Raw genomic sequence first — 22,051 nt, 5'->3', positions numbered from 1 at the left:
CTGCCGGTGGAGAGTACTCGAAATTGGAATGACCAGAGGCCACGCGGATGCGGAGCCAGAGACGACACCATACCAGAGACATGTCCGCATCTGCGTGCGCTCTCCGGGTTTGATGAGGCAAGACACGGGCGCGTCGGCGCCGCGTGAACGCGAAGCCGTATTCACGGTTTTGTCGGGATTTTTGACATCGAAAACTTTGCAAAAATACCGGCTGTAATGTTACTCTGATGCAGGTTCACCAAGCGATGGGAGGCGCGGCCGTGAAAGCAACAATACTGTTTAAGGACGATCATTTTTCTCGTCCCGATGCCAGCAGAAAACCGCGCCGGATTGGCGCAAACGACAATCTGCGCAGTCTGGAATTCGAAATTGAAGGCCAGGAACGGGACTGGCGGGCGCTGTGTCTCATCGCCGCCGTTGTTTGCGGTTTTGCCGCCTTCATCTTCGTGCCGCTGTGGTAAGCCGGGCAAGCGCAGATTAGCACTTGAAAAAGCCAGCTTCCGCCTTTAGCCCATAATCAAACAACGGGCTGAATGGATTAGCTGACATATGGCGATGATTGAAGCGGTCGATACCGTGCCGAGAGCCTTTCTCGGCGTGGATCGGTCGGCAACGGAGCAGAAGTGGATGTCGCGGCTGGATCAGGCCGGGCAGAACCGCGCTCTGGCCATGTCGCAGGTTCACGGCATTCCCGAACTGGTCGCCCGCGTGCTGGCAGGCCGGGGCGTCGGCGTGGATGATGCTCCCGCCTTTCTCGACCCCACCATCCGCTCGCTGATGCCGGACCCGCTGACGCTGACAGATTGCGAAAAGGCAGCCGAGCGTATTGCGACAGCCATAAAGCGCAATGAGAAAGTCGCGATTTTCGGTGACTATGATGTCGATGGCGCGTCGTCTTCGGCGCTGATGTATCGCTTCCTGCACCATTTTGGGCTGGAGCCGCAAATCTACATTCCTGACCGTATTTTCGAAGGTTATGGCCCAAACCCCGCTGCCATGCAGCAGCTTGCCGCCAATGGCGCGACGCTCATCATCACCGTCGATTGCGGCTCCACCAGTCATGAGTCGCTTGCTGCGGCGCGCGATGCCAAGACGGATGTCGTCGTCATCGATCACCACCAGGTTGGCACCGAATTGCCGCCAGCGGTGGCGCTGGTCAATCCGAACCGGGAGGACGATCTGTCGGGGCAGGGGCATCTCTGCGCCGCTGGCGTCGTGTTTCTCGTGCTGGTCGCCACGCTGCGCGTGCTGAAGGACCAGCGCGATAGCCGTGCCTATACGCTGGACCTCTTATCCTATCTCGACATCGTGGCGCTGGCGACGGTGTGCGATGTGGTGCCGCTGAAGGGCCTGAACCGTGCCTATGTGGTGAAGGGGCTGATCGCCGCTCGCCACATGAAGAATGCGGGCCTTGCAGCCCTTTTCAAGAAGGCCGGGCTCGGCGGGCCGGTGACGCCCTATCACTTTGGCTTTCTGGTCGGACCGCGCATCAATGCCGGCGGACGCATCGGTGACGCCGCACTCGGCAGCCGCCTGCTGACGCTGGATGATGAGGCGCAGGCCGAGGTCATTGCCGAAAAGCTGGATGAGCTGAACCGCGAGCGCCAGGTCATGGAAGCCGCCATGCTAGCAGAAGCGGAAGCAGAGGCTCTCTTCGAATATGGCGATGGCTCCGGCGCTGGCGTGATCGTAACCGCACGGGAGAACTGGCATCCCGGCATTGTCGGGCTTCTGGCCTCGCGCCTTAAAGACCGCTTCCGTCGCCCCGCCTTTGCCATCGCATTTGACTCGCAGGGCAAGGGAACAGGCTCCGGGCGCTCCATCAATGGTTTCGATATGGGCCGCATGGTGCGCAATGCCGTTGAAGCTGGTCTGCTGGTCAAGGGCGGCGGCCACGCCATGGCCGCTGGTCTGACGGTGGAGCGCGGCAATCTCGGTCGCCTGCGCACCTTCTTTGAAGAAGCGGCACAGAAGACGGTTTCGCAGCTGGTGGAAAACAGCGTGCTGAAAATCGATGGCGCCATCGGCGCATCCGGCGCCACGCTGGCTCTGGTGGAGCAGATGGAGCAAGCGGGGCCGTATGGCTCGGGCCATTCGCAACCCATCTTCGCCGTGCCCGCGCACCGCCTGCGCGATGTTCGCGTTGTCGGCACCTCGCATGTGAAGATCACGCTGGAAGCAATGGATGGCTCAAGACTGGATGGCATCGCTTTCCGCGCCGCCGATGCGCCTCTCGGCCAGATGCTGATGAACGCCCGCGGGCGTCAAATCCACGTCGCAGGCACGCTGGGTGCAGAGCAATGGCAGGGTCAGAGACGGGTACAGCTTCGCGTACTCGACGCAGCCGTCGCGCCGTAAAAAGCTTAGTCGGATATTTGCGAAATATGCACAGCCACGCTTGAGCGTTGGTTTAACAAACGCCTGTATCACGCTGATATAATGAGGAGAGTGGTACGCCCTAGGGGAGTCGAACCCCTCTTTTCAGAATGAAAATCTGACGTCCTAACCGATAGACGAAGGGCGCGTACGCTGTGTGGCGCCCTTATAGTCAGGCACTGGATTCTCCGCAAGCGCCTATTTCCACTTTTTTGCATTTCGATGACATTTTTTCTGAAGAGGTTATGTCGCCGCTGTGGAAAAGGCTGCGTTCAAGTCGTCGCGTCAGATTTTTGGGAAGGGGGAAGCGTGGGATTTAGGACGGGATCAGGGGCGTCCCGTTGGTCGTAAATCCCACGCTTCATCGGGGGACGAGAAATAAACGGAGCAGACAAGAATTTGTTCCGCGGTGTTTTCCCGAAAAGAATCGGCTGTTTAAAAGCGTGGGGATCCCGTTTATTTCCGGGCCAAACGCATGCTCAAGGCGCCGCGTAATATCATGTAGAGGCGTCTATGCAACGCGGTCTCGCTCTCGCTGGAAAGGTGATTGAACGACAAGTTGCCGTTGGCGCTGAACTCCGCGAGAAACAGCGGCTCTCGTTCAGAATTGTCAATCAAGACGCCTTCATCGGCAAAGGCAACGGCCTTTGGCAGATTACGCAGCGATTTCTCATATCTGCGAAGAATGTCGGTCACCGGAATATCATGGCCCCCGCTTGCGACCCGAAAACGGACACGTTCCACATTTTGTGCAGGGCCATGCAAAATGACATAGACGAGACCGACGTGGAAACCTGCCTGTTTCGCCCGCCGCATCACCTCGATGGAATGACTGCTGCTGAGCGTCGTTTCGAAAACGAAGCTCTCGCGCGTCGAGAGCATATGATCGATGAGAGATATCGTGGCGCGGCCTGCTTGCACTCGCTTTACGCCAGGCAGTGTTTCCGCAGGCAAAGTCAGGGCAATTTCATCTGCATTTATGAACCGGCCAGGCGGCTGAAGTTTTTCGTAAATGGAGGATTTTCCAGACCCGTTCGGCCCGGCTAGGATCGTACAGGTCGGTGTCATCGAAGACTATCGGACTGAGTGCTTTTTGAGGCTCTTTTTCAAAAGAGGCGCCGCTTCGATTGTTTTGGTCGTAGCACCCGTCCTGGCATAAGTAATCCAAGAGGGTGTAATACCAAGCTTCAGCCCGCGGATAGCAGCATCGTTGCCAATCTGTTTGATTGCATCCCGTTTGGTTTTCAAAAGATCAAGAAGCATAGCGACCTCAAATTGCAAGCAAGCCGATTATATGTCTTTTCATCAAATGTGCCAATGCTCGTTTCTCTCTCGCACTAACCCCATAAAACAAAACCGCCCGCAGACTTTCGTGGCGGGCGGTTTGAAATTGATACTGTCACCGGGTGGTGATCAGAGGTCGACGTCCAGGATTGCCATGGAGAAATTGTAGGAGCGGTCGCCGTCTTCGTCATCGAGGTAGACCACGCCGAGGAATTCTTCGCCGATGTAGACTTCTGCCGAATCGTCTTTGCGCGGGCGGGCCTTTACGACCATCTTGTCGCTGAAGGTGCGCTTGAAATAGGCGTCGAGCTTTTTGATTTCTTCGGCTTTCACCACTGTTCTCCTGTGCGGTTCACGTTTCGCCGCTTTTGGCATGGCTTAAAGGCGAAAGTAAAGTGGAGCCGTAAAAACGTCCGCGTGAAACACATGGACGTCGATGAATGGACAAACGTCAGATGTCGGCACCGATGATCTGGTCCATGATGCGCGAAGGCTCGTTGCATCCGCCATCTCCCACCACACGGGCTGGCACACCGGCCACGGTGGCGTTGGGCGGAACCGGCTTCAGCACAACGGAGCCTGCGGCGATGCGCGAGCAACTGCCGATCTCGATGTTACCAAGGATTTTCGCGCCAGCGCCAATCAGCACGCCGCTGCGAATTTTCGGATGACGATCCGCACCTTCCTTGCCGGTACCACCAAGGGTGACGCCATGCAGAATGGAGACATTATCGCCGATAACGGCCGTTTCACCGACGACGAGGCCGGTGGCGTGATCGAGAAACAGACCCTTACCGAGACGTGCTGCCGGATTGATATCCGTCTGGAAAACGCTTGATGCGCGGCTTTGCAGGTATAGCGCAAAATCGCGTCGGCCATTGTTCAGCAGCCAATGGGCGAGACGGTGGGTCTGGATGGCATGGAAACCCTTGAAATACAGAACCGGCTCCATGAAGCGGGTGCAGGCAGGGTCACGGTCGTAGACGGCCTGAATATCGACGCGCAGAATAGAGCCCCATTCCGGCCAGTCATCGAGCATTTCCTCGAATGTCTGGCGCAGCAGCACGGCCTGCATGTCCGGGTGGTCCAGAAGCTCACAGATACGGTAGATGACGCATTGTTCCAGCGAATGATGGTTCAAAATCGTGGAATAGAAAAAGGCAGACAGCAGCGGATCTTGCGATGCCGCCGCGCGCGCCTCATTCAGCAGACTTCCCCAAATTGGATCAACAACGGACAGCTGATCCTGATGGCGTGCCTCAGTGCGTGCGACCATGAATGGTCTCCCTTGAATTGGTGCCGTTCATTTATACAGAAAAAAGCGTCACCTAGAAATGGTGATTTACCAACGCGGTTAAAGACGCGAAAGCATCAGTTTTTCTGACAGCTTTTTGGAAAATGATTCTTCTTAAGCGTCGATTTCCCGGTAAAATTCCAGGACCGCCGACTTGAAGACCCGGTCTCCGACGGCCAGCATGTGGTCGCGGCCCGGAATGTCGATGACTTTCGCATGCGGCATGAGGTCAGCGAGCTCCTGCCCAGAACCGGCGATGTCGTCCTTGGTGCCCACGGCGATCAGCGTCGGCATATCGATTTTTGCCGCTTCCTCTCGGGTTACCAGCACGCGGGACGTTTCGATACAGGCTGCAAGGGCGATGCGGTCGCTCTTGGTCTGATCGGCAAAGGCGCGGAACATGCGGCCACGCTCATGGGTGACGACATCGAGCGAGGGTGCGCGAAGGGCATCCGCAATCGGATCCCAATCGCCCACGCCATCCACCATGCCGATGCCAAGGCCGCCGAATACCAGTGAACGCACCCGCTCCGGATGGGCCATGGCCACGAAGGCGGAGACGCGCGCGCCCATGGAGTAACCCATGACATGGGCCTCCGAAATGCCGAGATGGTTGAGCAGGCCGAGGGCATCGTCTGCCATGACGGCGGGGTAATAGGCATCCGCATCATGCGGCTTATCGCTGGCACCGTGGCCGCGATTGTCGATGGCAATGACCCTGTATCCCGCATCGCCCAGCGTCTTGACCCAGCCGGGATGCACCCAGTTGACGGCAGCACTGGAGGCAAAGCCGTGAATCAGCAGAACCGGTGCACCGGACGGGTCGCCCTCATCGAAATAGGCCAGTTGCAGGCCATCACGGGTGAAGTGAGAAAATTGGGGCACATTGAGATTCATCAAAGACATCCTTTTTGCCGCACCATATGTCAGGAAATCGCACGGTTGAACATATTCTGCGATGTTTTCTGTGGAGGTGAAAAGCATTTGACGCTACATATCCGCAAAAGCTGAGCGTTGCGCTCAATCACGATGTTGCATTTGGAGACGAACATGGCCGGTCATACCATTCCCCACTTCCAGAACGATGGCGGACACAGCGCAATCGAAATCGGCGTCAAGGAATTCATGTGCACGGGCGCATCCGTTCCCTATGACCATCCGCATATCTTCATCGATATGGGTGACGACAATGAAAAGGTCTGTTCCTACTGCTCGACGCTGTACCGCTACAATCCGTCGCTGAAGGCCACACAGACCAACCCGCCCGGCTGCGTCTTCCATGTGAAGGCAGCCTAACCTCTTCTTCTGACTGGGGCTTTCCATGCCCGTAAAATCCGTTGCGATCATCGGTGCCGGCGTTGCCGGTCTCACCGCTGCTCTTTCTTTTGCCAGATTTGGCGTGCGCTGCGATATTCTGGAGCAGGCCGAACAGCTGGATGAGGTGGGGGCAGGCCTTCAAATTTCACCCAATGCGGCCAGCATTCTGGCCGCGATCGATGTGCTGCCGCAGATCGAAGCGCAATGGCTGGAGCCGGAAACGGTGGACCTTGCCTCCGGCCTCTCGCGCAAGCGACTGGTCTCTCTGCCCATGCGGGATGTGGCGCGTGCGCGCTGGCGCGCGCCCTATGGCGTGCTGCACCGTACAACCTTGCAACAGGCGCTGCTTGCCGCCGTCAAGCGGAATCCGCTCTGCCACCTGCATCTGGGCAAACGGCTGGAAGCGGTCAGCAAGTCCATTCTCGCAGGCATCACCTTTCAGGATTACGATCTGATTATCGGTGCTGACGGCGTGTGGTCCAGCGCGCGCTATGCCGTGCCGGGAAGCCCGACCGCACGCTTTTCCGGCAATATCGCCTGGCGCTTTACAATTGCTGCCGATGATGTTCCCGAGTTTCTAAAGCGACGCTGCGTGACGGCCTTTCTGGGGCCATCGGCGCATCTGGTTGCCTATCCGCTGGCAGAGACGGGTGGCTTCAACATCGTGGCGATTGCTGCAGGCACCAATCCCGGCGACACATGGAAGGCGGAGGCGCAGGGCAAGCAGCATGCTTTGCTGGTGGAGCAGTTCCGCCGCTGGAACCCGGCCTTTGCGCAGGTACTGCAACACGTTAACAAGCCGACCTTCTGGCCGCTGTTTCAGGCCGGTGAAGGCAGCTGGCACAATGGCCGCGATACGGTGCTGATTGGTGATGCCGCGCACGCCATGATGCCTTTTGCCGCGCAAGGCGCTGCCATGGCTATCGAAGACGCCTTCGAGCTTGCGGCCTTTGTTCAGCGGGGGCAGGCGATGGGCGACACGCTATCCGACTTCGAGGCGCATCGCATTCCGCGCATCGAAAAAGCCCGCAAACGCGCCGCGCTCAACAAGTTTGCCTATCACGCCAGCGGCCCGCTGCGGCTGGGTCGTGATCTAGTGCTTTCCATGAGGCCGCCGGAAGCGTTTCTGGCGGATTTCGATTGGCTGTACGGGTATCGGGCAGAGGGGCTTTAGAGGACTCCTGGAGACGCCACCAGCGTCTTCAAAGTTGCTGCGTAGCAGACCCTCGGGACAAGCCCGAGGGTGACGTTGGTAGGGGTGAGTTGGCGGCTTAGACGGCAGCCGCAGCTGCGAAGCCTGCTTCGAGGTCGCGCTTGATGTCTTCAATATCCTCAAGGCCGATTTGCAGGCGAATGACCGGGCCTTCCGTCGGTCCTTTGGCCACGGTGCGGTCGCGCAGCGATACGGGAACGGCGAGCGATTCGTAGCCGCCCCAAGAGAAGCCGAGGCCGAAGATGGAGAGTGCATCGAGGAACGCGTGCGAGTGTTCCTTGAAGCGTCCTTCCTGCGCCTTCAGCACGAAGGAGAAAACCCCGCTCGAGCCCTTGAAATCGCGCTTCCAGAGATCGTGGCTCGGGAAGCTGGGAAGGGCAGGGTGCAGCACCTGCAAGACATCATCCCGGCCTTCCAACCACTGCGCGATTTCCAGTGCGCTTTTGCGATGATGCTCCAGACGCACGCCCATGCTGCGCATGCCACGCAACACCTGATAGGCATCGTCGGATGTGACACAGAGGCCGAGGTCGCGGTTGGCGTCGTGCAGCTTCTTCCAATGCTTTTCATTGCTGGAAACAAAGCCCATCAGCACATCCGAATGCCCGGCCGGATATTTGGTGGCGGCGTGGATGGAGACATCGACGCCGTGGTCCAGAGGCTTGAAATAAAGCGGCGTGGCCCATGTATTGTCCATGGTCACCACGATGTCGTGCCGGTGGGCGATGGAGGACATGAGGCTGACATCCTGCATTTCCATGGTGTTGGAGCCGGGGGCTTCCAGATGCAGCAGGCGCGTATTCGGGCGGATCATCGCTTCAATGCCCTCGCCAATGGCCGGATCGTAATATTCCACCTCGACCCCGAACTGCTTGAGCATGGTGTTGCAGAAGCGGCGGGTGGGAAAATAAACCGAATCGACGATCAGGGCGTGATCTCCAGCGGAGAGATAGGCCAGAAACGGCACGGTGACGGCAGCAAGGCCCGATGGCAGAAGGATGGTGCCGAACGACCCTTCAAGGCTGTTGACCATCTCGCACAGCGCATCCGTGGTCGGCGTGCCGTGGGTGCCATAGGTATATTTCTGGTCTTCCGAAACCAGCGTCTGGGCATTGGGAAACAGAACGGTGGAGCCACGCAGGATCGGCGGATTGACGAAGCCATGATTGGCCGCAGGGTGGTTTCCGAGATGGGTCAGCCGCGTGTTGGTGCCGGCGGCTTCAAAAATCCCGTCTTTATGTTTCATGCTGAAAATCTCTCACTGATCGATGCCCGGAGGATGGTGTCTAAAGTCCGCTGCGGTCAAGACTTCGTTATCGCTGCCGTTCTTTGCGATGAATCGCGTCTGGTTTATTCATGCTGTCGCACCGCACCGGCTAAATCGCAAGCCGCGACGTGCTACAGCACCCGGATGGGTTACTCATGCGCGCAATTTCAGTCTACCTGCCTGACAGCCTGAGTAGATTTTAGCCTTTTTTAGCGTAATTATTAGACAATTGCCCATAAAAGGGACGACTTTTTAAAAATTCCGTTTTTTGGACACAATTCTTGAGGGCGAGACTTGACCGTGACGGCAATTGCGATTGTGATAGCCGCGCACACCGGGAGGTGAAGCGGGGAGCCGGGCGTATGCGACAGGATATGCGGCATCTTCTGATTACGAATAAGAAACAAAGGTTGGGAAAAATGAAAAAGGCACTTCTGACAGCCGCCATTGGCGCAGCAATTTTCGGAGCTGCATCGGCTGCATCTGCCGCCACGCTTGCAGACGTTAAGGCAAAGGGTTTCGTCACTTGCGGCGTGAGCTCCGGTATTCCGGGCTTCTCGAACCCTGACGACAAGGGCGAATGGTCGGGTATCGACGTTGATTATTGCCGCGGTATCGCTTCTGCTGTCTTCGGCGACCCAGCCAAGGCAAAGTTCGTACCCCTCACATCCAAGGACCGTTTCCCTGCGCTTCAGTCCGGTGAAGTTGACGTTCTGACACGTAACACCACCTGGACCATCAGCCGCGATACGTCGCTGGGCTTCAACTTCCGCACCGTCAACTACTATGACGGCCAGGGCTTCATCGTTAAGAAGGCTCTGAACGTGAAGTCTGCGCTTGAGCTTTCCGGCGCTGCCGTCTGCGTTCAGCAGGGCACGACCACCGAACTCAACCTCGCCGACTACTTCAAGACCAACAATCTTCAGTACAACCCGGTTGTGTTCGAAAAGGAATCCGACGCGACTTCTGCTTACGATAGCGGCCGTTGCGACGTTTACACCACCGACCAGTCCGGCCTCTATGCCATCCGACTGAAGATGAAGACACCGGACGAGAACGTCGTTCTGCCTGAAGTCATCTCCAAGGAGCCGCTTGGACCAGCCGTTCGCCAGGGCGACGACCAGTGGTTCGACGTTGTAAGCTGGGTTCACTACGCCATGGTCAACGCTGAAGAACTCGGCGTCACATCCAAGAACGTGGATGAGCAGAAGAACGCAAACAACCCTGACCTGAAGCGTCTGCTCGGCACCGAAGAAGGCACCAAGATCGGTACCGATCTCGGCCTGACCAACGAATGGGCATACAACATCATCAAGCAGGTCGGTAACTACGGCGAAGTCTTCGATCGCAACGTCGGCACCGGTTCGCCGCTGAAGATCGAGCGTGGCCAGAACGCATTGTGGACCAAGGGTGGTCTTCAGTACGCTCCGCCAATCCGCTAATAGCCGATAAACGGCATTTCTATGCGGGAGGCGGGGCGAATGCTCTGCCTCCCGACTAGCATTCTGCCCGAAGCTTATAAAAAACAAGCTCGGGCCGGATGATGCCGATGCAATAAGTTAAAAGAAGCTCGCAAAGAGCACACAGAGGGAAAGGTGCCGATGGCAGGCAAAGCGCTCCACTCGGAGTCCAGCTCAAAAAGCGCGACATCCATTATCTACGACCCGCAAGCGCGGTCCATTTTTTATCAGGTCGTCACAGTCATCCTTTTGGTGCTGTTTGTCTGGATGATTGCATCCAACACCATTCACAATCTCCAGCGCGCCAATATCTCTTCCGGCTTCGGCTTTCTCAATGGCAGAGCAGGCTTCGATATCGGCCAGTCGCTGATTGCCTACAGCAATGACAGCACCTTCGGTCGGGCACTGGTCGTCGGTATTCTGAACACGCTTCAGGTGGCGTTTCTCGGCATCATCACAGCGTCCATCATCGGCTTCATCGTCGGTATTGCACGGCTGTCCAATAACTGGCTGGTTTCCAAGCTGGCTCAGGCCTATGTCGAAATCTTCCGTAACATCCCGCCGCTGCTGGTCATCTTCTTCTGGTACAAGGGCGTCATCACCATTCTGCCGCAGGCGCGTGATTCGCTTCAGCTGCCTCTCGGCACCGTGCTCAACAACCGTGGCTTCTTCTATCCGAAGCAGGTCTGGGGCGAGGGTGCGTGGCTCATTCCAGTGGCTTTCCTCGTCGGCATCGTCATTACCTATTTCGTCTACCGCTGGGCCAAGGCCCGCCAAATGAGAACGGGTCAACCGTTCCGCACCGGCATTGTCGGCACCGCCATCATCATCGGTCTGCCGCTCTTGACGTTTCTGGCGCTCGGCGCACCGCTGACCTTCGATTATCCGGTCGCCGGTCGTTTCAATCTCAGCGGCGGATCGGTCATCGCGCCCGAATTCCTGTCGCTCTATCTGTCGCTGTCCTTCTACACCGCGTCCTTCATCGCCGAAATCGTTCGCGGCGGTATCAAGGCCGTTGCAAAGGGGCAGACGGAAGCTGCAAGCGCGCTCGGTATGCGTGGCAACAACATCACGCGTCTCATCGTCGTGCCCCAGGCCATGCGCATCATCATCCCGCCGCTGACGAGCCAGTATCTCAACCTCACCAAGAACTCCTCGCTGGCGGTCGCCGTCGGCTTCTCGGACCTTGTGGCGGTTGGCGGCACCATCCTCAACCAGACAGGGCAGGCCGTCGAGGTCGTGGCCATCTGGCTTGTGGTCTACCTGTCCTTGTCGCTCACGACCGCGCTGATCATGAACTGGTTCAACGCGAAAATGGCGCTGGTGGAGAGATAATATGACAACCAATCAAATCTCCTATGTTCGCGCCAATATGGTTCAGCCGGAGCCTGCTCCTTCCAGCCAGGTGGGCATCACCCACTGGCTGAGAACAAAGCTGTTCGCCACGCCGAAAGACATCGTCTTCACGGTGCTGGCCATCGCGCTTCTCGTCTACATCATCCCGCCACTCGTGCAGTGGCTGTTCATCCATGCGACATGGACAGGTGCTGACCGTACGGCCTGCCTGACCGTGGCACAGGGTGGCGCGTTGCCGGACGGACAGTCCGGCGCATGCTGGGCCTTCGTCAACGCGAAGTTCGCGCAGTTCATGTTCGGCCGCTATCCCTCGTCCGAATACTGGCGTCCGCTTCTCGTTCTGGCAGCCTTTGTCGCGCTTCTGATCCCGATGCTGATTCCGAAGGCACCGTTTAAGAGCCTGAACGCGCTTCTGGTGTTCATCATCCTGCCCGTGGTGGCCTTCTTCCTGCTGGTTGGCGGTCATTTCGGTCTGTCCCATGTCGAAACACCGCTGTGGGGCGGATTGATGGTGACGCTGATCCTGTCGTTTTGCGGCATCACCGTCTCCTTGCCGTTCGGCATTCTGCTGGCGCTGGGCCGTCGCTCGAACATGCCCGTCATCAAACTGCTATGCACAACCTTCATCGAGGTCATCAGAGGTATCCCGCTGATCACCATCCTCTTCTTCGCCAGCATCATGCTGCCGCTGTTCCTGCCCGATGGCTGGACCTTCGACAAGTTCCTGCGTGCCCTTGTCGGCGTGGCTCTCTTTGCCTCGGCCTATATGGCAGAAGTCATTCGCGGTGGTTTGCAGGCCATTCCGAAGGGGCAATATGAGGGTGCGGATTCGCTCGGCCTCAACTACTGGCAGAAGACACGTCTGATCATTCTGCCGCAGGCGCTCAAGCTTGTTATTCCAGGCATCGTGAACACCTTCATCGGTCTGTTCAAGGATACCTCGCTGGTTTATATCATTGGCATGTTCGATCTCCTCGGCATCGTCAATCTCAACCAGTCGGATGCCAACTGGGCGACGCCTGTCACACCTATGACCGGTTACATCTTCGCCGGTTTCATATTCTGGATCTTCTGCTTCGGCATGTCGCGCTACTCGCTGTTCATGGAACGGCACCTCGACACCGGACATAAAAAATAAGGGGAAAAATCATGGCAGAAACCCAAGTCAAAAAGCTGGACGTGTCTGCGACCGACGTCGCAATCGAAATCACCGGCATGAACAAGTGGTACGGCGATTTTCACGTGCTGCGCGACATCAACCTCAAGGTCATGAAGGGTGAGCGCATCGTCGTGGCCGGTCCTTCGGGATCGGGCAAGTCCACTATGATCCGCTGCATCAACCGTCTGGAAGAGCACCAGTCGGGCAGCATTCAGGTTGACGGCATCGAACTGACCAACGACCTGAAGAAGATCGATGAAGTGCGCCGCGAAGTCGGCATGGTGTTCCAGCACTTCAACCTCTTCCCGCATCTGACCATTCTGGAAAACTGCACGCTGGCACCGATCTGGGTTCGCAAGACACCCAAGAAAGAAGCCGAAGAGATTGCGATGCACTATCTGAAGCGCGTCAAGATCCCTGAGCAGGCCAACAAATATCCGGGCCAGCTCTCCGGTGGTCAGCAGCAGCGCGTGGCGATTGCCCGCTCGTTGTGCATGAAGCCGAAGATCATGTTGTTCGATGAGCCGACATCGGCGCTCGACCCTGAAATGGTCAAGGAAGTTCTCGACACGATGGTGGGCCTTGCCGAAGACGGCATGACCATGATCTGCGTCACCCACGAAATGGGCTTCGCCCGCCAGGTCGCCAACCGCGTGATCTTCATGGACCAGGGCCAGATCGTCGAACAGAATTCGCCAGCCGAATTCTTCGACAACCCGCAGCATGAGCGTACCAAGCTGTTCCTGAGCCAGATCCTGCATTAATCGGATTTGGGAAGCGGTACGGCTCATAACGGGAGTGCGGCTCTTCATTAGCCGCCATCTTGCAAGCCTGCATTTCTCGGGATTTGCGAGAAACGGAATGAACCCATGCCGCGACCAAAGACATTATCTTCGAAAAGAAATCCTCGGGCTTGCCCCGGGGATTTTGCGTTTGATGGGTTTGCTTTGAGGGCCGGACCGTCGCGGTAATCCGCGCGCACATGATTATCCTGAGAACGGACTGAGGTTTCCGCGCTTGGAGCAGACCGTCTGACGGAGGGTGCTTAGGGAGAAAGGGAGGGTCGAGGCCATTTGCCTCGAATTGCCTCTCCGGCGTTTTTTGCAAGCCGGTTAACAAAGAACCTGCGTCAGTTCGCGTCGTGCGCATTGCAGGAGGAGGCATCGGAAAAGTCAGACCGAATGCGTAAGCCCTCCGGCCTGTGACCGAAGGGCTTTTTTTAAAAGTTATCAGTAAACAACGACGCCGCGGATGCTTTCGCCGGAATGCATCATCTCGAAGCCCTTATTGATGTCTTCGAGCGGCATGGTGTGGGTGATCATCGGATCGATCTGGATTTTGCCATCCATGTACCAGTCGACGATCTTCGGAACGTCGGTACGGCCGCGTGCGCCGCCAAAAGCGGTGCCCATCCATGTGCGGCCTGTCACCAGCTGGAACGGGCGGGTAGAGATTTCCTGACCGGCACCGGCCACGCCGATGACGACCGACTTGCCCCAGCCGCGATGGGAGGATTCCAGCGCCTGGCGCATGACTTTCGTATTGCCGGTGCAATCGAACGTATAATCCGCGCCGCCGATCTGGTCTGCGCCACGCTTCGTCAGATTGACGAGGTAAGGCACGATATCATCGCCCGCATCCTTCGGGTTGACGAAGTGGGTCATGCCGAAGCGTTCGCCCCAGGCCTTCTTGTCGTTGTTGAGATCGACGCCGATGATCATGTCGGCGCCAGCGATCTTCAGGCCCTGAATGACGTTGAGACCAATGCCGCCCAGACCGAAGACGATGGCCGTGGAGCCCATTTCCACCTTGGCGGTGTTGATGACGGCACCGATGCCAGTCGTCACACCGCAGCCGATGTAGCAGACCTTGTCGAAAGGGGCGTCCGGGTTGATCTTGGCAACGGCGATTTCCGGCAGGACCGTGTAATTCGCAAAGGTCGAGCAGCCCATATAGTGATGGATTTTGTCCTTGCCGATGGAAAAGCGGCTGGTGCCATCTGGCATCACGCCCTGGCCCTGAGTGGAGCGGATGGCGGTGCACAGATTGGTCTTGCGCGACAGGCAGGAGGGGCATTCGCGGCATTCCGGCGTGTAGAGCGGAATGACGTGATCGCCCTTCTTGACGGAGGTGACGCCCGGGCCGACATCGACCACGATGCCAGCGCCCTCATGGCCGAGAATGGCGGGGAACAGGCCTTCCGGATCTGCGCCAGACAGCGTGAAGTCGTCCGTGTGGCAAAGGCCGGTTGCCTTGACCTCGATCAGCACTTCGCCAGCGCGAGGCCCTTCCAACTGAACCGTCATGATTTCCAACGGCTTGCCTGCCTGAACAGCGACTGCGGCGCGAACGTCCATATTCGTCTCCATGATTATATGCGTATAGGTCGAGATGACTTTTGCCCGACCTCAGCTTCTGGAACAAGGGTGCGCGCCTATATTCGTCAAACTTCTGCGACTTCGGCAATCGTCTTGTTGGCAGCCCGACGTTCGCGCCAGATGATGAACAGGCCGGATGCGACGATGATGACAATGCCGAGCCATTTCGATGCCGTTGGGAAATCGGAAAACAGCACGTAGCCGAGAACGGTCGCGGAGATGATTTCGAAATACTGGAAGGGCGCCAGCAGCGACACCGGCGCAAGGCGGAAGGCCTTGACCACGAGAAGGTGCATGTAGCCGGATATGGAGCCAAGCAGCACCAGCAGCACCAGCCCATGGCCCCAGCCGGGCAGCGACATTTCAAAATTCACGTCACCCAGCCCATGGCCGATCAGCAGAGCCGCGCCCATGAAGACTGTACCGGCGATGCCCGCCATGGTCTGCATCACAAGCGGACTATCCGCATCGCCCATGGCGCGGTTGAGAAAGAGATAGAGGGTGAAGAGAAAGGCGCAGGCGACCGGCAGAAGCGAGGTCCAGCCAAAGACCTCGAAGCTCGGCTGAATGACAATCATCGCGCCAACGAAGCCCACCGCAATTGCGCTCCACCGCATCCAGCCGACCTTCTCGCCTAAAAACAGCGCCGACATCATCGTCAGCAAAAACGGCTCTACGAAGTAGATCGCAAACACATCCGCCAGCGGCATGTATTTGACCGCCGCGAAAAAGGCGAGACTGGCGGCGGCATGCAAAACGCCGCGCAGCAGATTGAGCCATGGCCGCTTGGCCGACAGCAGCGCGCGGGGCGACATGACCATCAGCAAGGGCAGGGTGCAGACGAGCTGGAAAAAGAACCGATAAAACGTCACCTGCGCAGGCGACATGCCTTCAGACACAGCCATATATTTGGCAATCGCATCCATGACCGGCAGAACGATCATGCAACCCGCCATGATCAGCATGCCCTTGAATGCGCTTGCGCTCGTGAATGAAGATTTCATGCGATCACCATTTGTTCCCTGAGCAAGATTGATCAGAGTCGCGGCGGGATAGCAACTGGTGGGAGGTGGGCGTGGGAGTGGTTTCCGATAGGTTGAGGGCTCCCTGACAGTTTCGCCGTCGGGCACAGGAAGCGGGCGTTATTTGCCTTCAGGAAGATGGTGGGGAGTTGTGTTACCAAAACGCTCCATTGCTCCCCACCAGACCCCTTAACTCACCGCCTGCAATTGCTTCGTGGCTTCTTCATCGATCTGATGCGCGCGCTTATAGGCCGGGCGTTCGCTGAGGTGGCTGAGATAATCCACGAAATGCTGGCGCTTTTCGATTGTGCCGAATTGCAGGCCCCAGCTGATATGGGAGCCGACATAGACATCGGCGGCGGTGAAGTGGTCGCCTGCGACGAACTGGTTCTCGCTAACGGCCTGTTCCAGCGTTCTCATGACATCGGCGTAGGAGCCGCATCCGGCCATGCGCAATTTGTCCGGTGAGATTTCAAATCCCATCGCTTTCATGGTCACGGCCATTTCCAGTGGACCTGCCGCGAAGAACAGCCAGCGATAATAAAGCCCGCGGTTCTTGACCGCTGGCGCAAGGTTTGCGCCCGGGAAGGCATCGGCAAGATAGGCACAAATGGCGGCACATTCGGTGACGATCGTATCGCCGTGCTTGATGGCCGGAACCTTACCCATGGGGTTGATGGTCTTGTAGGCGTGGGATTTCATCTGGTCGCCAAAGCCCAGAATTTCCGTGTTGTAGGGCACACCGACTTCTTCCAGCATCCAGCGCACGATGCGCCCGCGGGACATGGGGTTGGTGTAGAATGTCAGTTCGCTCATGGTGTTTCCTCCCTTGCTTTCTGCTTTACGTCGCTCTCGCTTAGCCTCTTGTCGGCACACATGGTCTGAGGGAATTTTGCGCCTGCGATGCGACGCAATCAAGACATTGCGCTATAAAACGAAACCCGGCAAAGCCGGGTCTCTGATGATCTGTCTGACGTGTTATCTTCAGCTCTTTGCGGCTTTGAGAGCGGAACTGCAAAGACTCCAGTAGCCGCCGCCTTTCTGAATCCATTTGAGGTCGTTCAGCGTGCCCGCATCCTTGTTGGCGTGATAGCTATCCACGCAGGTCTTCATGCGCGCTTTGCCGGGCGTTTCAGAGGCATATTTCTTATCCACGGCCTTGGGGAAGGTTACGCCTTTGGGTGCAGCCATCATCGGCTTATCGGGTTCTTTTTCCGGGGTCGATGCGACGTCCTTCTCGTCCGCAGCATCTGCCGCGGCTGTATCTGCGCCGCAGAACTTGGCGCGGTAGTCATTCCATTTCATGTCCTTGGCGCTGCCATCTGTTTTGGCGGCCTGGTACTTGGTGCTGCATTCTTTCATGGTCAGCGCAGATGCAGGCGATGACAGTGCGAAACTGGCCATCAGGGTACCGGCGGCTGCGAGCAGAAGCTTTGTAGACATTGGACTGCCTCTCTTATTGGTTTGCCTCTATGGATGATGCATGCGGGGAATCGCCATTCAGGACGGAAGAACGCCGTCGGGGCTGGCCTTGTCGATTGCCTTGGGCAAATGTTCGGCAAGGATCTGTGGCAGCTGGTCGATATCAACCCCGAAGGATTGAGCCAGGCTGCGCAATTGCTCTGATGATAAGGCTGCTTTGATCTGCTCGGCAGAGACGGGGAGATTATTGCCAGTGCCTATCCATGAGGCGACCTGTTCGCCAAGACCCGCTCGGTTCAACTGGTCGGCTATGCCTTGCAGGCCACCGGCATTTTGAAAAAGTTGACTGGCAACGGCGGCCAGATTGACTGACTTTCCGCTCAGCGCATCGCCAATGATATTTCCCAGTCCATCCAAAAGTCCCATTATAACCACCCTCGAGAAGAGCATTTATTATGTATTCGGGCACTTTCATCTGTAGCTACATTACCAGTTTATAACATTTCTGTCATCAGCAATCATACGGCACATGTCGCGGCTGGTGGGCGGCATCCGGGCAAAAAAATACCCGCATCGGTGACGCGGGTATCGTGTCTAAAAAGGACGAATGGCCTATCAGGCAGCCACGGCCTTCTTGAGGTTTTCATCGATCTTGTCGAGGAACGCCGTTGTGGAGAGCCAAGGCTGGTCGGGGCCGATGAGCAGGGCCAGATCTTTGGTCATGTAGCCGGCTTCGACGGTGTCGACGCAGACAGTTTCCAGCGTGGAGGCGAAGCGTGCGAGTTCCGCATTGTCGTCCAGCTTGGCGCGGTGGGCGAGGCCACGGCTCCAGGCAAAGATCGAGGCGATGGAGTTGGTCGAGGTTTCCTGACCCTTCTGATGCTGGCGGTAGTGGCGCGTAACCGTGCCGTGCGCAGCTTCAGCTTCCACCGTGCGGCCATCTGGCGACAGGAGAACGGAGGTCATCAGGCCGAGCGAGCCGAAGCCCTGCGCAACCGTATCGGACTGTACGTCGCCGTCGTAGTTCTTGCACGCCCAGACGTAACCGCCGGACCACTTCAGAGCAGATGCAACCATGTCGTCGATCAGGCGGTGCTCATAGGTGATGCCGACTTCGTCGAACTTCGCCTTGAATTCGGTCTGGTAGATTTCTTCGAACAGATCCTTGAAGCGACCGTCATAGGCCTTGAGGATGGTGTTCTTGGTGGACAGGTAGACCGGCCACTTGCGCATCAGGCCATAGTTCATGGATGCGCGGGCGAATTCGCGGATCGATTCGTCTAGGTTGTACATGGCCATGGCAACGCCAGCGCCGGGCGCGTCGAACACGTCCTTCTCGATGACCTGACCGTCTTCACCAACGAACTTGATGGACAGCTTGCCCTTGCCGGGGAACTTGAAATCGGTTGCCTTGTACTGGTCGCCGAAAGCGTGACGGCCAACAACGATAGGCTTGGTCCAGCCGGGAACGAGGCGCGGTACGTTTTTGCAGATGATCGGCTCGCGGAAGATAACGCCGCCGAGAATGTTGCGGATCGTGCCGTTCGGGCTCTTCCACATCTGCTTGAGGTTGAATTCCTTGACGCGATCTTCGTCTGGCGTGATTGTCGCGCACTTGATGCCGACGCCGTGCTTCTTGATGGCGTGGGCCGCATCGACCGTTACCTGGTCGTTGGTAGCATCGCGGTTTTCAACGGAAAGATCGTAATATTCGATATCCAGATCGAGGTAAGGCAGGATCAGCTTGTCCTTGATGAGCTGCCAGATGATACGGGTCATTTCGTCGCCGTCGAGATCGACGACCGGATTGGCTACCTTGATCTTTGTCATGAATTCCTCACCTTCGAGAACGATTGCGCCGGGAGGGCGCGATATGCAAAAAATATCCCGTGGCGCTATAGCATCGTGAGCGTCGAAGGCAAAGCCATAGACATGCTTTTTTGGTTCTAAAACAACCTGAGACTCATTGCCAAAAACCATCCGCGAATTAAAGTCTGGCGAATCGCTTACGTAGGGTAAGCCCCGTGCCAGGACATCATCATGCGGAACATTCTGCTCGCCACCGCCGCCATTCTCTTTGCGACCAACGCCTTTGCGGCAGACCCGACGGAGCCGGTTAAAAAGGTGATGGACATCACCGTCAAGAACTGGTCGGGCGAGGCGGATGACTGGAAGTATATCTTCGATGAGGACCTGCTGACGACGCTGTTCAGCAAAGCCTTCGTGGCGCAGTACCGCGAAGCGTCCAAGAAGCCTGCATCCGATGTGGAGAGCGGCGATAAAGGCGACCCCTTCGGATATGACGTGGTCACCAATTCGCAGGATGGCTGCCCGTTGCAGGACATCAGCATCACGCCAGCGCCGGCCAAGGATGGCGTGACGGATGTCACCGTCAAGTTCAAGCTGTGGGCCTGCATGGATGAGGCCGAGATGAAGGCGACAGTCGATCAGGTTAATTTCGACGTGATCGAGGAAGACGGCAAGCCTGTGATCAACGACATCCACCGCGTGGGTGACGAGGGCCGTGATTCCGTCGTTCAGGAGATGACAAACATCATCAAGGGCGAATAAGCCGCTTTCGCGGGCCGCTGCCTTTGATTTGTCCAGAAAACTATGCCAGTGAAACGCCGAAATATTGGAAGGCGACTATGGCAGGTACAAACAGCGAGCTTGAGCTTCTGGCAGAAGGTCCGGCAATCATTCTTGTCGAACCCCAGCTGGGCGAAAACATCGGCATGGTGGCGCGCGCCATGGCCAATTTTGGTCTGGCCGAGCTGCGGCTGGTCAATCCGCGTGATGGCTGGCCAAATGAGAAGGCGCGGTCTGCTGCCTCGAAGGCCGATCACGTCATCGATAATACGCGGGTGTTCGACACCATCGAAGAAGCGACGGCTGATCTGCAGTTCACCTATGCGACAACGGCGCGGGAGCGTTATGGCTTCAAGCCGGTGCGTGCGCCTGTCGTTGCGGCTGAAACGCTGCGCGTCAAATTCAAGTCGGGTGAGAAAACCGGCATCCTCTTTGGGCGCGAGCGTTGGGGCCTGACCAATGAAGAGGTAGCGCTGGCCGATGAAATCGTGACCTTTCCGGTCAATCCCGCCTTTGCCTCGCTCAACATCGCGCAGGCCGTGCTGCTGATGTCCTATGAATGGATGAAGTCAGGCATGGAAGATTTGAGCCAGACGCTGTTCGAACCTCTTGAGCAGAAGCAGGCGACGAAAGAGCAGCTTTACGGTCTGTTCGAACAACTGGAAGAGGCGCTGGACGCGCGCGGCTATTTCCGCCCGGAAGGCAAGAAGCAGCGGATGATCGAAAACCTGCGGGCCGTCCTGTCTCGCCGGGCGCTGACCTCGCAGGAAATCAGCGTGTTGCGCGGCGTTTTCGGCACTTTCGACAAATATGGCCGCCAGACACCGCGTGGCAGCAACGGTCCATATGCAGATGAGGGCGTAGTGAAAGATGACGGCGACAACGCATAATACCGTAGAGACGATACTTAAGCCTGTGTTGATGCTGGATAGTGGCATCGGTGGGCTGACTGTTTTGCGCGAAGCGCGGGTGCTGATGCCGGAGCGCGGCTTCATCTATATTGCCGACGATGCTGGCTTTCCCTATGGCGGCTGGGAAGAAGACGCCTTGCGCGACAGGCTTCTGTCGCTGTTTGCCCGCCTGATCGAAACCCATCAACCCGAAATCTGTATCGTCGCCTGCAACACGGCCTTTACGCTGGCTGGTGCGGCTCTGCGCGAGAAATTTCCTGACATGACCTTCGTGGGCACAGTCCCCGCCATCAAGCCCGCAGCAGAGCGCACGCGCTCAGGTCTTGTCTCCGTTCTGGCCACACCCGGCACCGTAAAGCGTGCCTATACGCGCGATCTCATCCAGTCCTTCGCCTCGCAATGCCATGTGCGCCTCGTCGGCTCGGAAAATCTCGCCCGCATGGCAGAGGCGTGGATTCGCGGAGAGCCGGTTTCGGACGAGGCTGTTCTGGCGGAAATTTCGCCATGCTTTATCGAGGAAGAGGGCAGGCGAACGGATATCGTTGTGCTGGCCTGCACGCATTACCCCTTCATGGCCAATGTTTTCCGTCGCCTTGCCCCATGGCCGGTGGACTGGCTGGACCCGGCGGAAGCGATTGCCCGGCAAGCGCGGCGAAAGGTAGAGCTCGTGCACGGGGTGGAGCATCCCGAAGGATCTGACTTCGCGCTCTTCACCTCAGGCCAGCCGGACTTCACTACGCGTCGCCTGATGCAGGGTTTCGGACTGAAGATCGCCTCGCCCGCGGCGTGATTGTTGTATTTTTACATCAATTGTCGTTATCGATTGCAATTCGAGATTGCGCATCTTGAAATCTGAAAAGAGCTGTGTCACAAAACTCAGGCTCGCAACTCAAACCATCAGGAGGCGTTACATGACTACATTTATGCATCATTGCCTCTCTGGCGTAGCTCGACGGATGCCAACGGTGTTGACCGTGATTATTGGCGCATCCCTCCGATAAAA

22 protein-coding genes and 1 tRNA gene are annotated in these 22,051 nt (G+C 57.4%); 11 read left to right on the top strand and 12 right to left on the bottom strand.

All coding sequences use genetic code 11. From position 1 onward, the window contains the following. Positions 1-260 precede the first annotated feature (260 nt). Together AC27VJ_RS19110 and recJ are read left to right on the top strand one after the other, a co-directional pair. Positions 261-461 (top strand): hypothetical protein, encoded by a 201-nt coding sequence (locus AC27VJ_RS19110; RefSeq protein ID WP_353575630.1) that lies wholly within the window; start codon positions 261-263, stop codon positions 459-461. Between the two features lie 94 nt (positions 462-555). Then, positions 556-2,358, top strand: coding sequence for a single-stranded-DNA-specific exonuclease RecJ (gene recJ, locus AC27VJ_RS19105; protein WP_488685406.1), 1,803 nt, complete (start codon positions 556-558; stop codon positions 2,356-2,358). Between the two features lie 91 nt (positions 2,359-2,449). Here the strand turns inward: recJ and AC27VJ_RS19100 are convergent. The 5 genes from AC27VJ_RS19100 to AC27VJ_RS19080 form a co-directional block, all read right to left on the bottom strand. Further along, positions 2,450-2,524: transfer RNA gene (locus AC27VJ_RS19100), tRNA-Glu, on the bottom strand. A 308-nt stretch (positions 2,525-2,832) separates the two neighbouring features. Then, on the bottom strand, positions 2,833-3,444 hold the full coding sequence (locus AC27VJ_RS19095; RefSeq protein ID WP_488685343.1) for an ATPase: 612 nt from the start codon (positions 3,442-3,444) through the stop codon (positions 2,833-2,835). 345 nt (positions 3,445-3,789) lie between these two features. Next, positions 3,790-3,993: a DUF3126 family protein gene (locus AC27VJ_RS19090; RefSeq protein WP_062589522.1), complete on the bottom strand. Its 204-nt coding sequence runs from the start codon at positions 3,991-3,993 to the stop codon at positions 3,790-3,792. 118 nt (positions 3,994-4,111) lie between these two features. After that, complete coding sequence (gene cysE, locus AC27VJ_RS19085) at positions 4,112-4,936, bottom strand: serine O-acetyltransferase (protein ID WP_113088308.1); 825 nt, start codon at positions 4,934-4,936, stop codon at positions 4,112-4,114. A gap of 132 nt (positions 4,937-5,068) precedes the next feature. Beyond that, positions 5,069-5,851, bottom strand: coding sequence for an alpha/beta fold hydrolase (locus AC27VJ_RS19080; protein WP_488685341.1), 783 nt, complete (start codon positions 5,849-5,851; stop codon positions 5,069-5,071). 153 nt (positions 5,852-6,004) lie between these two features. Between AC27VJ_RS19080 and AC27VJ_RS19075 the strand changes: the two genes are divergently transcribed. Further along, complete coding sequence (locus AC27VJ_RS19075; RefSeq protein ID WP_353575633.1) at positions 6,005-6,250, top strand: zinc-finger domain-containing protein; 246 nt, start codon at positions 6,005-6,007, stop codon at positions 6,248-6,250. Between the two features lie 25 nt (positions 6,251-6,275). Further along, on the top strand, positions 6,276-7,445 hold the full coding sequence (locus AC27VJ_RS19070; RefSeq protein WP_488685340.1) for an FAD-dependent monooxygenase: 1,170 nt from the start codon (positions 6,276-6,278) through the stop codon (positions 7,443-7,445). 97 nt (positions 7,446-7,542) lie between these two features. Here AC27VJ_RS19070 and AC27VJ_RS19065 read toward each other — a convergent pair whose 3' ends face one another. Beyond that, positions 7,543-8,730 (bottom strand): cystathionine beta-lyase, encoded by a 1,188-nt coding sequence (locus tag AC27VJ_RS19065; protein WP_488685339.1) that lies wholly within the window; start codon positions 8,728-8,730, stop codon positions 7,543-7,545. 440 nt (positions 8,731-9,170) lie between these two features. On the opposite strand from AC27VJ_RS19065, the gene AC27VJ_RS19060 reads away from it, so the two are divergent. The 4 genes from AC27VJ_RS19060 to AC27VJ_RS19045 all read left to right on the top strand — a co-directional run bounded on the left by AC27VJ_RS19060 (position 9,171) and on the right by AC27VJ_RS19045 (position 13,490). After that, positions 9,171-10,193, top strand: coding sequence for an amino acid ABC transporter substrate-binding protein (locus AC27VJ_RS19060; protein ID WP_113088305.1), 1,023 nt, complete (start codon positions 9,171-9,173; stop codon positions 10,191-10,193). A 159-nt stretch (positions 10,194-10,352) separates the two neighbouring features. Next, the gene (locus AC27VJ_RS19055; RefSeq protein WP_353575637.1) at positions 10,353-11,546 is read left to right on the top strand and encodes an amino acid ABC transporter permease; all 1,194 of its coding nucleotides are present in this window, start codon (positions 10,353-10,355) and stop codon (positions 11,544-11,546) included. A 1-nt stretch (position 11,547) separates the two neighbouring features. Then, positions 11,548-12,705 (top strand): amino acid ABC transporter permease, encoded by a 1,158-nt coding sequence (locus tag AC27VJ_RS19050; RefSeq protein ID WP_488685338.1) that lies wholly within the window; start codon positions 11,548-11,550, stop codon positions 12,703-12,705. A gap of 11 nt (positions 12,706-12,716) precedes the next feature. Further along, positions 12,717-13,490 carry an amino acid ABC transporter ATP-binding protein gene (locus AC27VJ_RS19045; RefSeq protein WP_113088302.1) on the top strand — a complete coding sequence of 258 codons (774 nt, stop codon included), beginning with the start codon at positions 12,717-12,719 and terminating at the stop codon, positions 13,488-13,490. Between the two features lie 465 nt (positions 13,491-13,955). Here AC27VJ_RS19045 and AC27VJ_RS19040 read toward each other — a convergent pair whose 3' ends face one another. The 6 genes from AC27VJ_RS19040 to AC27VJ_RS19015 form a co-directional block, all read right to left on the bottom strand. Beyond that, a complete protein-coding gene (locus AC27VJ_RS19040) occupies positions 13,956-15,083 on the bottom strand; it encodes an S-(hydroxymethyl)glutathione dehydrogenase/class III alcohol dehydrogenase (RefSeq protein WP_353575638.1) in 1,128 nt (375 codons plus the stop codon). Between the two features lie 86 nt (positions 15,084-15,169). After that, positions 15,170-16,108 (bottom strand): DMT family transporter, encoded by a 939-nt coding sequence (locus AC27VJ_RS19035; protein ID WP_488685337.1) that lies wholly within the window; start codon positions 16,106-16,108, stop codon positions 15,170-15,172. Positions 16,109-16,315: 207 nt separating this feature from the next. Then, on the bottom strand, positions 16,316-16,942 hold the full coding sequence (locus AC27VJ_RS19030; RefSeq protein WP_488685336.1) for a glutathione S-transferase family protein: 627 nt from the start codon (positions 16,940-16,942) through the stop codon (positions 16,316-16,318). A 168-nt stretch (positions 16,943-17,110) separates the two neighbouring features. Further along, complete coding sequence (locus AC27VJ_RS19025) at positions 17,111-17,569, bottom strand: hypothetical protein (RefSeq protein ID WP_488685335.1); 459 nt, start codon at positions 17,567-17,569, stop codon at positions 17,111-17,113. 57 nt (positions 17,570-17,626) lie between these two features. Next, on the bottom strand, positions 17,627-17,974 hold the full coding sequence (locus tag AC27VJ_RS19020) for a YidB family protein (protein WP_488685334.1): 348 nt from the start codon (positions 17,972-17,974) through the stop codon (positions 17,627-17,629). Between the two features lie 189 nt (positions 17,975-18,163). Next, positions 18,164-19,378 (bottom strand): NADP-dependent isocitrate dehydrogenase, encoded by a 1,215-nt coding sequence (locus tag AC27VJ_RS19015; protein WP_488685333.1) that lies wholly within the window; start codon positions 19,376-19,378, stop codon positions 18,164-18,166. A 210-nt stretch (positions 19,379-19,588) separates the two neighbouring features. Between AC27VJ_RS19015 and AC27VJ_RS19010 the strand changes: the two genes are divergently transcribed. From AC27VJ_RS19010 to murI, 3 genes are all read left to right on the top strand, one after another. Then, positions 19,589-20,119 (top strand): hypothetical protein, encoded by a 531-nt coding sequence (locus tag AC27VJ_RS19010; RefSeq protein ID WP_353575871.1) that lies wholly within the window; start codon positions 19,589-19,591, stop codon positions 20,117-20,119. Positions 20,120-20,196: 77 nt separating this feature from the next. Beyond that, a complete protein-coding gene (locus AC27VJ_RS19005) occupies positions 20,197-21,027 on the top strand; it encodes an RNA methyltransferase (RefSeq protein WP_488685332.1) in 831 nt (276 codons plus the stop codon). After that, complete coding sequence (murI, locus tag AC27VJ_RS19000) at positions 21,008-21,838, top strand: glutamate racemase (RefSeq protein WP_488685331.1); 831 nt, start codon at positions 21,008-21,010, stop codon at positions 21,836-21,838. Before AC27VJ_RS19005 ends, murI begins: the two co-directional genes overlap by 20 nt. The last annotated feature ends 213 nt before the right edge of the window (positions 21,839-22,051 follow it).

This window comes from Agrobacterium sp. 20P9.1.2, assembly GCF_057799395.1.
The sequence above is the reverse complement of the archived record's forward strand: the minus strand, read 5'-3'. Positions and strand labels throughout refer to the sequence as shown.

Excerpts from the sequence above, each read along its gene's own strand:
- AC27VJ_RS19005 (WP_488685332.1), top strand. The coding sequence starts at position 20,197 with ATGGCAGGTACAAACAGCGAGCTTGAGCTTCTGGCAGAAGGTCCGGCA.
- recJ (WP_488685406.1), top strand. The coding sequence starts at position 556 with ATGATTGAAGCGGTCGATACCGTGCCGAGAGCCTTTCTCGGCGTGGAT.
- murI (WP_488685331.1), top strand. The coding sequence starts at position 21,008 with ATGACGGCGACAACGCATAATACCGTAGAGACGATACTTAAGCCTGTG.
- AC27VJ_RS19030 (WP_488685336.1), bottom strand. The coding sequence starts at position 16,942 with ATGAGCGAACTGACATTCTACACCAACCCCATGTCCCGCGGGCGCATC.
- AC27VJ_RS19040 (WP_353575638.1), bottom strand. The coding sequence starts at position 15,083 with ATGGACGTTCGCGCCGCAGTCGCTGTTCAGGCAGGCAAGCCGTTGGAA.
- AC27VJ_RS19045 (WP_113088302.1), top strand. The coding sequence starts at position 12,717 with ATGGCAGAAACCCAAGTCAAAAAGCTGGACGTGTCTGCGACCGACGTC.
- AC27VJ_RS19080 (WP_488685341.1), bottom strand. The coding sequence starts at position 5,851 with ATGAATCTCAATGTGCCCCAATTTTCTCACTTCACCCGTGATGGCCTG.
- AC27VJ_RS19060 (WP_113088305.1), top strand. The coding sequence starts at position 9,171 with ATGAAAAAGGCACTTCTGACAGCCGCCATTGGCGCAGCAATTTTCGGA.
- AC27VJ_RS19095 (WP_488685343.1), bottom strand. The coding sequence starts at position 3,444 with ATGACACCGACCTGTACGATCCTAGCCGGGCCGAACGGGTCTGGAAAA.
- cysE (WP_113088308.1), bottom strand. The coding sequence starts at position 4,936 with ATGGTCGCACGCACTGAGGCACGCCATCAGGATCAGCTGTCCGTTGTT.
- AC27VJ_RS19015 (WP_488685333.1), bottom strand. The coding sequence starts at position 19,378 with ATGACAAAGATCAAGGTAGCCAATCCGGTCGTCGATCTCGACGGCGAC.
- AC27VJ_RS19055 (WP_353575637.1), top strand. The coding sequence starts at position 10,353 with ATGGCAGGCAAAGCGCTCCACTCGGAGTCCAGCTCAAAAAGCGCGACA.
- AC27VJ_RS19075 (WP_353575633.1), top strand. The coding sequence starts at position 6,005 with ATGGCCGGTCATACCATTCCCCACTTCCAGAACGATGGCGGACACAGC.
- AC27VJ_RS19035 (WP_488685337.1), bottom strand. The coding sequence starts at position 16,108 with ATGAAATCTTCATTCACGAGCGCAAGCGCATTCAAGGGCATGCTGATC.
- AC27VJ_RS19020 (WP_488685334.1), bottom strand. The coding sequence starts at position 17,974 with ATGGGACTTTTGGATGGACTGGGAAATATCATTGGCGATGCGCTGAGC.
- AC27VJ_RS19065 (WP_488685339.1), bottom strand. The coding sequence starts at position 8,730 with ATGAAACATAAAGACGGGATTTTTGAAGCCGCCGGCACCAACACGCGG.
- AC27VJ_RS19070 (WP_488685340.1), top strand. The coding sequence starts at position 6,276 with ATGCCCGTAAAATCCGTTGCGATCATCGGTGCCGGCGTTGCCGGTCTC.
- AC27VJ_RS19025 (WP_488685335.1), bottom strand. The coding sequence starts at position 17,569 with ATGTCTACAAAGCTTCTGCTCGCAGCCGCCGGTACCCTGATGGCCAGT.
- AC27VJ_RS19050 (WP_488685338.1), top strand. The coding sequence starts at position 11,548 with ATGACAACCAATCAAATCTCCTATGTTCGCGCCAATATGGTTCAGCCG.
- AC27VJ_RS19010 (WP_353575871.1), top strand. The coding sequence starts at position 19,589 with ATGCGGAACATTCTGCTCGCCACCGCCGCCATTCTCTTTGCGACCAAC.